The sequence below is a fragment of the Candidatus Lokiarchaeum ossiferum genome (assembly GCA_025839675.1).
GTDB classification, from domain to species: Archaea; Asgardarchaeota; Lokiarchaeia; order Sigyniarchaeales; family Promethearchaeaceae; genus Lokiarchaeum; species Lokiarchaeum ossiferum.
In genome coordinates, this window is the sequence record CP104013.1 from 2,561,899 (window position 1) to 2,576,513 (window position 14,615).

The 14,615-nt window shown below is 35.6% G+C and carries 12 protein-coding genes; 2 read left to right on the plus strand and 10 right to left on the minus strand.

The features are described from left to right. Positions 1-6: 6 nt before the first annotated feature. The 4 genes from NEF87_RS10665 to NEF87_RS10680 form a co-directional block, all read right to left on the minus strand. A complete protein-coding gene (locus NEF87_RS10665; protein ID WP_371806531.1) occupies positions 7-270 on the minus strand; it encodes a DNA-directed RNA polymerase subunit H in 264 nt (87 codons plus the stop codon). A 204-nt stretch (positions 271-474) separates the two neighbouring features. Further along, on the minus strand, positions 475-1,188 hold the full coding sequence (locus NEF87_RS10670) for a methyltransferase (RefSeq protein ID WP_457919792.1): 714 nt from the start codon (positions 1,186-1,188) through the stop codon (positions 475-477). Between the two features lie 12 nt (positions 1,189-1,200). Then, positions 1,201-2,220, minus strand: coding sequence for an RNA-guided pseudouridylation complex pseudouridine synthase subunit Cbf5 (locus tag NEF87_RS10675; protein WP_457919793.1), 1,020 nt, complete (start codon positions 2,218-2,220; stop codon positions 1,201-1,203). A gap of 66 nt (positions 2,221-2,286) precedes the next feature. Further along, on the minus strand, positions 2,287-3,285 hold the full coding sequence (locus NEF87_RS10680; RefSeq protein ID WP_457919794.1) for a GTP-binding protein: 999 nt from the start codon (positions 3,283-3,285) through the stop codon (positions 2,287-2,289). Positions 3,286-3,528: 243 nt separating this feature from the next. Here NEF87_RS10680 and NEF87_RS10685 point away from each other — a divergent pair, with 243 nt between their 5' ends. Further along, positions 3,529-4,635 carry an aminopeptidase gene (locus NEF87_RS10685; RefSeq protein ID WP_457919795.1) on the plus strand — a complete coding sequence of 369 codons (1,107 nt, stop codon included), beginning with the start codon at positions 3,529-3,531 and terminating at the stop codon, positions 4,633-4,635. Positions 4,636-4,689: 54 nt separating this feature from the next. On the opposite strand, the gene NEF87_RS10690 is transcribed toward NEF87_RS10685, so the two are convergent. Genes NEF87_RS10690 through NEF87_RS10700 form a run of 3 tightly spaced genes read right to left on the minus strand, consistent with a single transcriptional unit; the run spans position 4,690 to position 10,060 of the window. Continuing rightward, positions 4,690-5,829, minus strand: coding sequence for a hypothetical protein (locus tag NEF87_RS10690; protein WP_457919796.1), 1,140 nt, complete (start codon positions 5,827-5,829; stop codon positions 4,690-4,692). Between the two features lie 55 nt (positions 5,830-5,884). Then, a complete protein-coding gene (locus NEF87_RS10695; RefSeq protein WP_457919797.1) occupies positions 5,885-7,315 on the minus strand; it encodes a PDC sensor domain-containing protein in 1,431 nt (476 codons plus the stop codon). Between the two features lie 12 nt (positions 7,316-7,327). After that, positions 7,328-10,060 carry a cache domain-containing protein gene (locus NEF87_RS10700; RefSeq protein ID WP_457919798.1) on the minus strand — a complete coding sequence of 911 codons (2,733 nt, stop codon included), beginning with the start codon at positions 10,058-10,060 and terminating at the stop codon, positions 7,328-7,330. A 121-nt stretch (positions 10,061-10,181) separates the two neighbouring features. Here NEF87_RS10700 and NEF87_RS10705 point away from each other — a divergent pair, with 121 nt between their 5' ends. Then, positions 10,182-11,006: a hypothetical protein gene (locus NEF87_RS10705; RefSeq protein WP_457919799.1), complete on the plus strand. Its 825-nt coding sequence runs from the start codon at positions 10,182-10,184 to the stop codon at positions 11,004-11,006. A gap of 7 nt (positions 11,007-11,013) precedes the next feature. Here NEF87_RS10705 and NEF87_RS10710 read toward each other — a convergent pair whose 3' ends face one another. From NEF87_RS10710 to NEF87_RS10720, 3 genes are all read right to left on the minus strand, one after another. Then, entirely contained in the window at positions 11,014-11,508 is a 495-nt protein-coding gene (locus NEF87_RS10710; RefSeq protein WP_457919800.1) for a hypothetical protein, read from the minus strand. Between the two features lie 68 nt (positions 11,509-11,576). Then, a complete protein-coding gene (locus NEF87_RS10715) occupies positions 11,577-12,149 on the minus strand; it encodes a DJ-1/PfpI family protein (RefSeq protein ID WP_457919801.1) in 573 nt (190 codons plus the stop codon). Between the two features lie 88 nt (positions 12,150-12,237). Continuing rightward, positions 12,238-14,466: an Ig-like domain-containing protein gene (locus tag NEF87_RS10720; RefSeq protein WP_457919802.1), complete on the minus strand. Its 2,229-nt coding sequence runs from the start codon at positions 14,464-14,466 to the stop codon at positions 12,238-12,240. Positions 14,467-14,615: the final 149 nt, after the last annotated feature.

Sequence of the window (14,615 nt, forward strand, 5' to 3'; positions counted from 1 at the left end):
TGTAAATTAAGTTCGCCGAACTACCACGAATCGGTAGGTATCAATACGATCTACCATGGTAGTTGATTTCCGAACGATTTTGACCACGGAACCTTCTTTGGCACCTAATGCAAGGGCTGCAGGATCATCTTCAAAAATACGGGGGAGGTTCACTAATCGAATACTATAATCTTTCAACAACTGATCTGTTTCGGCTTTGGTTAATATGGTGTGGCTAGGGACCAACTCATGGGCCAAAACATCTAATTTTTTACTTTTTGCGGTTACCAATGATAAATTCAACCCTCTATAGGAATTCTAAATAATAAGAAAATAACTAGTAACTTCATAGAAGTGACGAGCGCTCAAAGGTTATGAATATAGCAAAGATAAAAAATTTTATGGAAGGGGGAGGAGATTTTTAAATTTTATGCAAGGAAAACCAAAAACCAAAAAAACCAATTCAAGAAAGTAACGATTCAAGGGAGTAATAGATTAAAAATAACCACCATAATCTTCTTTCTCGAATTCTCGTTCAATCGGGGAAATTAAGATTACTTGAAATCCACCTTTCTTTTTTAAAATATAGAAATACCATTCGGGTTTGAGATCTTGGAGTTTTTGTAAGAAACCTGGCGCACCTAATTTTTTTAGATGAACGTATTGAATGTAACCATCTGGGGAAAGCAAATCCATAGCCCCTTGGAATAACTCAAGCATTACTTCATGACCAGTTTTTAATGGTGGGTTGGTGAAAATTGCTTTGAAGGTAATCCCGTGAGCTTTTAATTCATCAATTTGATCACGAAAATCACCTTTAAGAACAATGACATCCTTGCAATTATTTGCAAGGAGATTTCGATTAAGTAACCAAACTGCCCGATCATTAACTTCCGATGCATAAATTTGGGGAAGGGGGGGATTGCCCGAGATAGAGTGGTGGCGTAAATTGTATTCTTTATGCAGCCAAATTGTCAGAGGTCCATAACCTGCCCCTATTTCTAAAAGGTTCATATTTTCTTGTGAATCAGGAATAATCATATTCTCAATCAGCACGCGCGTCCCTTTATCTATAGCATCGGGGGAAAACACTCCTGAAGAGGTTTGCAGAGACATGGAATGGGCTCGAACACTCTCAAATAACTTTCGCATTCGTTGAGCGGAGGTGGGATGTTGCGAAAAATAATGATTATCTTTAGGATCAGGCATTAATATCACGGATTAAGGGGTAATTACTTTCGCTTCTTTATTCCAATGAGGATATAAACCTCGTTTCATGAAGACTCGAGTGGGTTTTGCACAAATACCATGATCATTTTTCAAGATGGCACTAGTAGAAAGCAGTGATTCCCCGAAAGCAACCAATTCACCTTTCTGAGTCATTATCGCAACAGATTCATGGCGCTCGATCGATTTTTCCAAATAGAGTACCCCCGCAACAGCAAGACCCGCCCCATGAGCAATAGCATCTACTGCTGAATCTCGAATGTAGATCTTCTTCCAATGTTGGACTGCTTTTTCCATAGGTGATATGAGCTTACGTAAATAGGAAGCATCTTTTTCTTCCCGATAAATCTTTATTGCATCGTTTAGATCTTGGAGAGTACAAAGAGTATCATCTTCCCGAAATTCGGCGGTTCGAGATCTTCGCAATTCTGCCATATGGGCTCCACATAATAAAGCTTCCCCAATGTCAAAACAGAGTTTTCGTATATAGGTTCCAGCTTCACATCCAACACGAAAAAGTGCAAATTGGTTCTTCACTTCAAGTAATTGAGTATAATAAATAGTCCGCATCCGCAATCTACGAGCAACGGATGATTTAAGAGGAGGACGTTGATACAATTGTGCAGTAAAAATATTTAAAACATTTCTAATTTTTTCTTCAGGAATTTCCTCATGAAGATACATTAAGCAAATATATTCTTTTCCTGCGCTCAACAGTGCTTTCACAACTTTAGTTGCTGGCCCCAAAGCCACTGGAAGGATCCCAGTAACATGAGGATCCAGAGTCCCACCATGACCTGTTTTTTCGAGACCAAGAACTTTTTTAACCCAAGAAGCGACTTCATGGGAAGTGGGACCCGAAGGTTTATCTAAATTTACCATACCACAGTCTATGTAATACGCCAAAGGCCGTTTCAATGGTTCAAAGCCATACTGCGGATCCGTGGGCTCTTCACTTTTTACCACGTATTTGTGAGGAACTGATTCATAGGGGAGAAGATACTCAAAAGACACATTATCTATTTAACTACCATTCCCTTTCAAAATTACGATTTTTATTTAGAAAGAATTAAAAAACAATTAACTTAGTGGTTGACCGATTTTTTCTTTATGAATGAAAAGAAATGCGATGGTTCTAAAAGCTTCATCAACAATATCTTTGTTTAAAGCGCTGGTCTCATAATAGGCAATACCTAACTTTTCAGCTAAGGCTTTGCCTGCTTCTTGAGTAACTTGCCGATTTTCAAGAAGATCAATTTTATTCGCCACAAGCATCAATAAAATATCAGGTTCAGCACGCTTCGCTTCATTATACCAATCTTCTATACTTGCAAAGGTTTCAGGACGAGTTACGTCATAAATAATAAAACCTGCTTTAGCCCCAGCAAAATAAGTTTGACGTACTCGTTTAAATTGTTGTTGGCCCGCTAAATCATACAATGTTAGCCGCACTTCCACCTCCCATTCGGGAAAATTAATGGCTTTCTTCATTATAGAAACGCCAATGGTGCTTTTGTAATCATTTTCAAAAGTGGAATCGACAAATTGGTGAACTAAAGTTGTTTTCCCAACCCCACCGTCGCCTCCTAAGATCGTTTTCATTACAAAAGATCCTTTTTCAATAACAATTTGTTGAAGACTTTTCCCCCCCTCAAGGGAATGAATTTGATTTTTAAAATCAGGGATCACGGGTGACACAGGGCGTCCATCAAAAATTCGGATCACCTTTTCTGCACACAGATAGGCGTATGGAAAAAGAGAATCGAGACTTGCCATCATATCTGCCACTAAAACTAAGATTGCATCGGGTCCTGCTTCACAAAAGATCATACGATTTTTATCGGTATCAAAACTACCGGTTCCAAAATTTCCCGATTGGAATTCTGCTGCGATCCGCTTTAAAACAGGTTCTACAAGGGCAGCAATCCCTCCCAGAAGATCTTCATCCATCCCTTCTTTAAGGTGACTTGCCATTACCAACCCATCTCGGTTCACTATTACCATAGCATGAAGATCTTCCCCGATGGTTTGAAACATCCACTTTAGCAAGGCATCCAATTTTGCTCTATCGATGGCCATATATAAATATACTTCGTCTAATAAACTAATAAATTTGATTGTTGTTTTGATAAAATATCCACTTTCAATTGATGGACATTAATTTCGTCAACAAGACTACTTTCCTATACCATGATGAGGTTAAACTTATAAATTAATAATCTATTATTCTTCCATATTAGCATGAATTCCATATTGATGGATATAACCAAAAATGTAAATCATGATAATATGACTAAAATAAAAATAAATAAGTGAAAAATAATGACCCAATTCAATGACCGTCTAGCAAAATTAGTTGTCAATTATTCTTTAGGTGTAAAAGTTGGAGATCGTGTAGCAATTCAAAGCCCAGCTATAGCAGAGGATTTATGTTCTGCATTGTATAAAGAAATTATCATCGCTGGTGGATATGTTACTCTTCAAATTGGTCTTCCAGGAATTCAGGAAATCCTTTTTGAATATGGAAATGATAACCAATTGAAACATATCTCCGAACTTACTAAATTTGTTTATGAAAAATTTGAGCACATAATCACAATTGATGCCACCTATAACTCCAGATCTCTTGAACTTATAGACCCGAAGAAGAAGCAATTGCGGAATTCAACCCCCGAAAATGCTGCACTAATGCAAACATTCATGAAACGTTTAGAATCCAAAGAACTCCATTGGATAGGGATCCCTTATCCATGTTTTTCAAAAGCTCAAGATGCTGGGATGGGCATCCATGCATACAAGAAATTCATTTCCAAAGCTCTAAATATTGATAAAGAAGATCCTATTGCATATTGGAGGCAAGTTCAAAAAGACCAAAATAGATTAATTCAAATTCTAGATGAGACAAATAAAATTAAAGTATTTGGTGAAGATACAGAACTATCTTTATCTGTTAAAGGTAGAAAGTGGATCAATTGCAGTGGACAAAATAATTTACCTGATGGAGAGGTATTTACTGGTCCAATTGAAGATTCAATTAATGGACATATTCGGTTTACCTATCCGGGGATCTTCCAAGGTCAAGAAATTGAAAATATTTATCTCGAATTCAAGGATGGAAAGGTGATCAAAGCGACAGCCGAAAAAGGTCAAAAATTACTTGATTCTATCTTAGAAATTGATGGAGCAAATGGAATTGGAGAATTTGCCATTGGAACCAACTATAATATCACAAAATTCACCAAAAATATGCTCTTTGATGAGAAAATTGGGGGTACAATGCACATGGCATTGGGTATGGGTATCCCAGAATCTGGTAGTCTTTCAAAATCAGCAATTCATTGGGATATATTGAAAGATATGAATTCAGAAGACTCACGCATTGAGGCAGATGGAAAAATAATTTATCAAGCAGGACAATGGAAAATTTAATTATTGATTTCGTCTTTTTTTCATATTTAATGAAATAGAAAAAATTAAAATTTTTTAAAAATTAAAGTCGGATCTTTTTAAATCTTTACCACATTCTTCACAATAGGCATCTTTATTGGAAAGAATGCGAGCAATTAATGTTTTCGCTAAGTAATCTCCACATTCTGGACAACGAAGATTTAGAGCAGAAGAGTGAATACTTGATTTTTCAACTTCAAATTTTGATTCACTCTTTCCTCGCGATTGAATTGAAGGTGTTTTTTGATATAAATCAGTATTCAAATCCAATTTCGCGCTTTGTTTTTCTATTGGAAAAGCAGAGGCAGCAACCACCGGCTTTTTATCAGCTTCGATATATGCTTTGGGATCTTTTACTTCAATATTAATTATTTCCATATGATTATTCTCAGTTAAAACCACTAAAGCATCAATATCGGGAGAAAATAAAGGTCCAGCAGATAAACTCTGAATTGGAGCTCGGCAGCGATATGTTTCAAAGGTATTTCCTTTTTTATCCAAAATGTGAATTGTGTTGGAATTATCACCAACAGCTAATAGTGTCTGATCATATAAAGAAAGAGTAGTAAAGCCTGTGATCACCGGAATATCCACAGGAATTTTTTGCACGGATGCTTCAATGTCCAACACATTTACCGAATTATTTTGATCAACAAATACAATCACCTTTTTCTGAGTTGAATTAATTTTCCCAATATCAACAAATAGGATATCTGTAGGATGTTGGTACTTTGCCATAACTTGTCCTTGGTTATTTAGAACAAAAATTCGGTGATCTTCTAAGAGAACTACTATTTCCAATCCGGGATCATAATCTAAATTTCCAACGATTCCATTAACAATACCAGAAGGAAGGGTTTTCTTCCAGATTTCGCCTCCATCTTTAGAAAAGACCCGAATTTCTCCAGAATATGAGAAAGAAACAAACACATTGTCACCTTTATCATAGATATCCTTTAAAAATAAGGCAGAAACATCAGAAGAGAAAGGAAATTTAGAAAGGGATTTACCTTCGGAATTAAAGATGGATAATTTTTCATCATAACTCAAAAGTAATATTTCTGGTGTTGAATTTTGGGTAAAATGACCAAGGGAACAGAAATAGAATGCAGATTGGCTAAAGATTGATCCTTTTTTAACAAAATTCAACGATTTACTAAATTTTTTCCAGCTCATTGTTATTTTCTCAAGTTCTTATTTAATTATCATGTAATGCAAAAAAAAAGGGAAATTATTTATTTTTGCTATCTTCTTTAATTGCCGATAGCATACCCTTAAATGCGCGGGTTAAATCACCAATTTCATCATCTTGGGCTTCAAGAGTTTCATCAATCACAATATCTTCCCCTGATGTTAGCATCGAAGATACAGAATCTTGACTGGTCAATTTTTGAATAGATTCGGTTAGGATTTTTACAGGTTTTGTAATTTGTCCCGCTATCATAGTCCCTAAAAAGACAGAAACTCCCGCTGCGATCAAAATAATAATAATTAGTGTGATCTGCACAGCTCGAATTGCTTTCGAGACTTCACCTTGCAATACTGCTACAGAAGCTAACGCATCATCTTCAGAAACCACATTAACTAGGATAAAATCGGTACCAGCAATAGCACTATATGCATAGTAAAAGTCTTCATCAGCAGTTTTTTCATAGGTCCCCACACCAGAACTATAAGTTGTCATTTCTGTAATTGTGGAAGTTGAAAAAGGTTCAACATCAGCAATATTAACAGTAACGTCATCCCCATCTTCAGGATCATCAACATCTGGGTGAACAACAGCTAACCCAGTATTATCGATCAGAAATGCATAACCTTTCCCATCCAGAAAACTTATATCCAAAATATTTTCTTTAATCGTATCAATTGTTAAATCCACGGCAATTATTCCAATTAATGAATCATCAGTCTCATTGAAGACACCTTGGGCAATAGTGATCATCAGCCCTAATCCATTGGCATCCATATATGGAGAAGTAATCAGTAAGTCGGAAGATTCTTCAAGACTTGATGTATCATACCACGATCTTGTTCGCGGGTCATAATCTTCATCAAATTCTGACCATGGATAACATCGGAAAATTCCGAGATCAAAACCCATATAAATCCAGCCTAAATCGGGATTTGCGGTTTTAGTATATCTAAATATGTGATCCAAATTAGCAGAAATATTCACCATTTTTTGAACTGTTTCGTTGGCATCAGAATATGTCGAAGTATATGTGTTCGGAGCCAAATGATACATCGAATAATTGAAGCTGACAAAACCATCACCATAATTACTATCCAATTTGAATTCAATATCAGGGTTACCCTGATGATCATCAAGAATATCCGTAAAGGACGGATATGGCCCATAATCATCCGGATTGTTGAATAGATTTGTGGCAAAGTAAGCCATTGATTTAACATCATTTATGGATGATTTTATCTTTTCACCAATCGTGTGGGCATTTTCTTGTGCACTTAAAATCATATTGGCTTGAATTTGATCTGTTAAAGCCTCTTCACTTTCGTTCGTTGTAGTTAATTTCATCGTTCCAAAGAAGCCTAAAATAATGGCACTTACACCAATTAAAGCGATTATTGAAAATACAGTAAATGCGAGCAAAATTTTAGTTCGGATTCCGTACTTAATAGATTTTTTAGTAGTTGTTGTCATAATGGTTCACCTTTAATTAGATTCTATGAAATCCTCCACGTTTATTTGAGCCATCAAATTAGAAACTTCTTGGAAAGCATTTTGAATCGCTTTTTTCGCATTCTGAGAATCATGCACAGGGATATATCTTCCTTGAACACTTCTTTCGCAGATTTTTCGCAAATCGCCTTCAATAGGGATTAACTCATTACCGATTCCAATAATAAGAAGGTTCATGGAGATTAAGTTTTCCTCAATATATTCTCCAAGACCAACCCGTTTATCAGAATTCATAAATTTCCAAAAACCTTTATATTGTCGATCTTGTAAATTGAATTGGTTGCTTTGGTTATCCATTCCATCAGTTAGAGCGATAACCCATTTATGTTCATCAGAAATTCTTTGATTTATAAGGTTGAAAGAATCACCAATTGCATCAAACATTGCCGTCTGATAGCGTGTAGCACGTATTCGAGAGATAATTCCCCGAATATGTTCTTCATTTCCTCCTTTTAGGGTTGGTGGTAAAATCACTTCTGAAATAGAGTGGAATAAGACAATTGCAATTTCATCTTGAGGATTAATTTGGGTATCATAAATTTCTAATGCCCCACTAACAGCAGCATGGATTCGATTTCCAACCATTGATCCTGATACATCAATAACCATTACAACAAATTTCTTCTGGATCAAACTCACACGTAATTTCTCATATTCCACACGCATTCGATGGGCTTGAGGACGTTTTCGAGTATTTTGATACACAGTTTCCATTTCTTTATATATATTCATTTGTAATCGAATATCTTGCGCTTTTTTAGCGCCAGTCAATGCTTCTTCGAGAATACTGATTGCTTCAGGATCATTCTCAATAGTAGCAATTTTCCCAAGATAAAATTGGTTGTAGGCAGTACCAAGATCATCTTGATTATTGAAATCTATATCAAGGGCAGAGCGAATTAAGGCTTTTCCATCCTCCACTTGACCATGTTGTGCTTTAAACAAGCCAAAATTTCTAAAGATTAAAGCGAGATCGGCTTTTAAATTATTGCTATTGCATACATTTACCGCTTTTTCAAAATAATCACGAGCGAGGTTTACATTTTCTGAATCAGCATATAATTGAGCGAGGTTATTATATCTTTTAGGTAGGACAGTGTTATCTTTCATCTCAAGAGCGATACTGATTGCAAGTTTGTAAGAAGTTTCCGCGTCAGCAACATTACTCCGAATCCGATAGATATTTCCAAGATTATTCGCGCAAACAGCCATACCTTTCTGATTGCCAGAAATTTTGAAAATTTCTAATGCTTTATTATAGTTTTTAGCAGCTAAATCTAAGTTTCCTCGATAATAATCCGAATTTCCTAAACGAAGCATGGTGATTAAATTTTGGAAGGATGAGGTTAAAACTGCAATTTCATCATTCGCACTTTTTGATTCCATCGGGATTTCCCGAGAAATCGAGCCTTGCGATATAAAATTCATCATTTTTGTCAAATTGGTGATTGGATTCACGATGCGTTTACTTACATAACTGCTGGTAAATCCAATGAGCACAACTGAACCGATAAGGACAACCAAGAGAATTACTAATTGTTGTCGTGTCAAAGCAAGGATTTTACCACGAATTGTCGAGGCAGGAGCCACAATCTCTTCAAGAGGAACAACAACAGCAAACTTATACTCAGTAGAAGGAATTGTTTGGTAAGTAATATACCAGCTATCCCCATCTTTTGTAAAAGTACCATTACCCATAGAATGTTGATTCATCTGAGTTAAAATCGAAGAAAAACCGGATCCTTCTAAGGAGGAATCATCAATAGGTTTATTAATTTCAGCTTCTGCTGAGGCAATAGTACTTAAATCCAAACCAGGATGTGAAACAGTAGCTCCTGAATCACTGATTAAAAATGCATAACCAGAATCCAAGATTTCAGTTTGTAAAATAGAATCTTGCAATGATTGGATAGTTAAATCTACTGCGATTACACCAATTAATGTCCCATTCGCATAATGTACGGGTTTAGCTATAGAAATCATTAATCCCAAACCATTCGCATCAATGTAAGGTTCAGTAACAATAGTCTTGTCTTCCAATTTTGCTTGTTTATACCACCCACGTTGTCTTGGATCATAACCTGTATTATCAGTATCCCATTCAGTGAATGGGAAACATCGGAACAACCCTTGTTCTTCAAAACCCATGTAAATCCACCCATATTCGGGTGAAGTTGTTTTTAATTGTTTAAAGAAAACATCAAAATGCGCTGATAAATCGATTGTATTGTTCATAGATGCACTTTGAATTGTGGGATCATTACCAACAATACTCGTCGGAGGAAAATAAATAAATGATGCATCAAAGGATAAAGTGATTCCACCATATTCTGATGGACTCTCATAATCGAGACTAGTGGGAATTTCAGTATGATAGTAGGACGGAATTTTATTCACGGCAATTTTTCCATTGAAAATATCTTCGGCATATTGAGCGAAAGATTCAACATCACTAACTTTTTTTGTGAATTGATCGTCGATATACGTCCCCAACGTATTGGTAACTTCATCCATAGAACGATACTGTTCATTTTCCAACGCCCCACCGCTTATATTTGCAACATCATTCCCCAACCCATTCATATTACCAAGTGATACTGACACTATGACAATTATAGGAACAATTAGAAACAGAATAAACGCGAGCGTAATTTTATTTTTAATTCCGAGCAGACGTTGTTGCTTGGAACTATGATTTTCTGCCATGGTTAATGAATGTAATAGATTTTTTCAAAAATAAATCTATTTCATACGGTTTCAATCTTCCCAAGTACTTCATATTTTCCATATGGTAGAGTTTTAAACCTTATGCAAATTCTAAAATAATGTGGGAAAACCAAAACGAAAACTAAAACGAGGATATCCTCTTGCATTACTTATTGGGTTTGAACCCATGCGCACTATCTATTGGAATATTTTTAGCGAACGCGCAGAACTTCGTAAGATACAGAAGTTACCCCGCAAAAATGATAATATGGACAAAGCTCAACTATATCAATTTCATGAGAATCTTGTGGATGAATTACGACCCATTCTCAAAGATGGGATGAAAAGTGTTATTTTGGTTACAGCTCCGAAAAAAAAATATTCTACCCTTTTTCTGGACCATGTGTCCCGTCATCACCAATGGATGATGAGTGATAAACATCCCAATTCTGCATCCTTTAAATTACTCACGGGTAAAATTTCAGATCTCGAAGAAACGACTAATTTGATTCAATCTTCTGAATTTAAAGCAGCCTTGGGAAAAGTCACAGAAGAAGAAGCGGACCGAATCCTAGAAATTTTGGAAAAACGACTCAACGATGAAGATGACGGTTTTGTGCTTCATACATTGAAAGAGATCGAAGATCTTCTCTATGCAGGTGGGAAACGAAAAAAAAATTTTAAAAATTTACCTCTATTACCAGAATACGTAGTACTGACTAATGAATACTTGGAAAACCATCCAAATAAGAACCGGTTACAACGGTTGTTACAGATAGCAAAAAATCGCAAAATTAAAACAAAAGTTGTCGATTTTGAGACATCTGCCGGTATTCGCATAGCTCAACTTGGAGGCATTGTATGTTTCTTGGAGATTACTTCAAAATATGAGAAACAGAAAGGTGAAGAATTTTTCGAAAAACAACACCAAAAAAAAAGGAAATAAAATGGCACTAGGATTTCTCAAAAGAATTACGAACATTTCTTTCCCAGTCAGCAAAGTTGGAATCTAATTGGGAAATTAAATCAAATGTATCAGATTTCTTGATAAAAACCGCGTTTTCAGCATCATATTCAACAGGAAAAGTTATCTCTTTTGCCGTATAAAATAAAATAGCTTTTAATACCCCATACACGTTCTCTTTTACGAATATTATCCTTTTATTCAGCTTCTCTTTCAAGGGCCTCTCATCAATCAGATCCCACAGAGGTACATAGGAATCGACCGGTTTCTGTGTAAGACGATAAAAAATTCGTTTCATTTCATCCAAAACACTCATTTTCGAACTCCAAAAAAAGTGCATTTCAATAGAACTGATTCTAAATTTGATTAGATCCTCCTTATTTCTTTTCCTAAACAGCATTCCTTGATAAGCATCCGAAACAATATACCTATCAACAATTTTCCAAATTGTATTCACAAAATCATGATTAAATGCCTTTTCCATAAATTATTCATGAAAATCGGCTTTTTATTTTTTTTGGCTGAATATTTAGAAGGAAAAAAAGGAAATTTTCATATAGAAATGTTGAGTTCATCTATCCATTGTTTCTTTTCATCCTCTGAAACAATAATCTTAAGATAACTCCAAATTTTCAAGGCAAAATCATTGTAAGCATATCCTTTGGCAGTAATGATGGTTCCATCTTGAACACATCTTTGTTCTTGATAATTTTCCCATGGAAATGGATCTGTTTGTTCTAATTCAATGTATCGTTCATGTGTCCGAGTAGTAGTATATTTATGCCTATCTAATAAACCGCAGGCGGCAAGATATTGGGGACCAGCACAAATCGCAGCGAGCAAACACTTTTGCTGATAACAAAACATGATGAGATGTTTCAAGTCATCTCGTAAATCTAAAATGCTTCCTCCTGGAATGATTATTCCAGCAATATTCTGAGACAATTCAATTTCAGAAACTAGTTTATGGGGTAAAAATTGAAACCCAGAAGAAGAAACGATGGGATCTAAAGTGTAAGCAATGGTAGTAAATTTATATCCATTATCAGCATTTAATTCCATAGAAACAGGAGTTATTTCAAATTCTGCAAATCCTTCATATAAAAAAACTAAAACGGTCTTCATATTTGAAATGAAGAGGGAATCCAAGATAAATTTTCCAATCAGAAAAAAAAAAAAAAAAAAAAGAGGGGTTTGATTATGAGCTTTTTACTCACGCCAAGGTATAATATCCAATATTGAGAGAATAGGCTGTTGTTTTTGCGTTTCGAGAGACCATACGGACTGCAATGTAGTAAGTTCCAGCGGAAGGAATATTAACCGAACAACTTTCTGGATTAGTACCTGCATTGCCAATTGCAATAGAATCGGTATAATCGGCGGAATTACAAATATATACATCAAGATTATAATTATTACTCCAAGATAGAATTGCTTCCATCATTCCAGGTTGAGCAGTGATAGCAAAGTAATCCACTTCGAATTTTGCAATACTACCGGTCAAAGTTTCTTCAACATAAACGACATCACCAGATACTTCGTTATCAACAGTAACAGAAATGCTATCTTCACCATAATTTCCTGCGGCATCGTAAGCCCGAACGCTGATAATATGATTTCCATTGACTACTGTTGTTGAATCCCAAACCCATGTATAAGGAGCAGACGAATCGGAAATCCAACTTCCACCATCAATTGAATATTGAACATAACTCACACCAATATTATCTGAGGCACTTGCTTCAATGGAAATAAAATCACTAACAATTGCAGCATCTGCAGGAGACGTAATACTCACTTCAGGATCTACCGTATCAGAAGGTGTACTGCCTTGTTCAATTGAGAATGAATAATCAACTAAACCAACATCAGCACTCGCTATCATTAAAACATATCCATCATCGACAAATCCACCTAAAGCGAATGGATTAATTGTAGTTTCGGTAGAATCATCTAAAATCAAGGTTTCTACAGCAGTATAAGTGGGAACCCCACCAACAAGTTCTACCGAAATTAAGGATACTAAGAAATCAGTTTCAGTAGTTCTCCTTCCTCCTGCAGGAGCACCATCGTCTCCGTTAAATGAAAACATAGGATTATATTCAGAAGAAATTTGATTAAACCGGACATAATCGGATCCATAGGATCCCAATTCATATACGCCTGTTGCATCTCCTAAATAACTGAGAGTTTCTCCAAAGCTTGAGCCTAAAACATTCGTTACGAACATATCATCTATATCATAAATTCGTGTCTGGGTTGGTTCCAATTCATCTAAATCGAAAGTTGTATAGTCATATTTTCCTCCACCAATTTCTGTTGTATGGATTAAATTGGCAATTCGCCAGTCATGATAAACATCTTCGAAAGTTTCTGTGTAACCAAAGTAACTTAAGGCTTGATTAATTCCAGTCACACCAGCAACTCCTGCTTGGACAAAATGACTTATAAGTTCAGCCCCACCATAGTGATCCGATAAATAGACGGTCCACATTAACGCTGAACCATAATCTGCTAAAATATTGATTCCACCTTGATCTTCCCAAACTGTTAAAGAATTGTCAGGAGTCGCAAGATAAGCTTCGATATCACCCCATGCCACACCATACCCACATAATGGTTCAGCATACATTGAGCATCCTTCATTCATGAAGGTATCATCATTGGAATTGTAATCATCATGAATCAGATGTTGATATTCATGCGCTACAACACCTTCATATAAGTTTGGGCGTAAAACATCATCCCCGATTCGATTTTCCCAATCCATACAATCAATTGAGATAATATTACGATCAAAGGCTTGTTCAAAAACACCCCAATAAAAACCAACGATATAATAAGGATAACTTGCATCATAATACATATCATCACGAATATTGGAAACTAACATAACTGATCTTCCTGATTCTTCATAATATGCATCACCTTGTTGAGCTGAACTTCCATCATGGAAATCTGGGCTACCAAAATATGTTGTATCTATTGGATAAATGTTATTATCAAATTCATCAATCATGTAAGCGACTTGTTCATCGGTAATTACCGGTACTTCACGATCATCAGGGAAACTTAAATCTAAAGCAACCCAAATTTCAATATTGTTTCCAACCCCTCGAAGTTCGAAGGGGAGAGTTATGGTTCCATCATTCATATCATAACCATACCAATCCACAATATCACCGTCAGCGTAATAGCTTAAAGCTTCCACACTAGAAACAGTAGTATCTTCAGAAGAAGAAATCTGTCGATCTGGAGTAGAAACAGCAGGTAAATTCTCCATTGTCCTTCCACGTATTTCAGGACCTAAATCAATAGGTTCATAAGCAGCATAATTATATTGTTTTTTTTGGTTTTGCTGCATTGCTGCACCTAATGTAAGGATATTTGAACATACGATGACAAAAACTAATGAGAAAATCATAGATTTATTGTATTTCATAATTCAACCACATTTATGTCAACCAATTAATCATTTTTTCAAACGATTATATACCTTTTGTTCAGAATATTTATAAATATTTTGGACATGTGTTCTATATAAAAATCAATTAAATTTATTCAATAAATTTTTCTTTAATTAAATTAGAG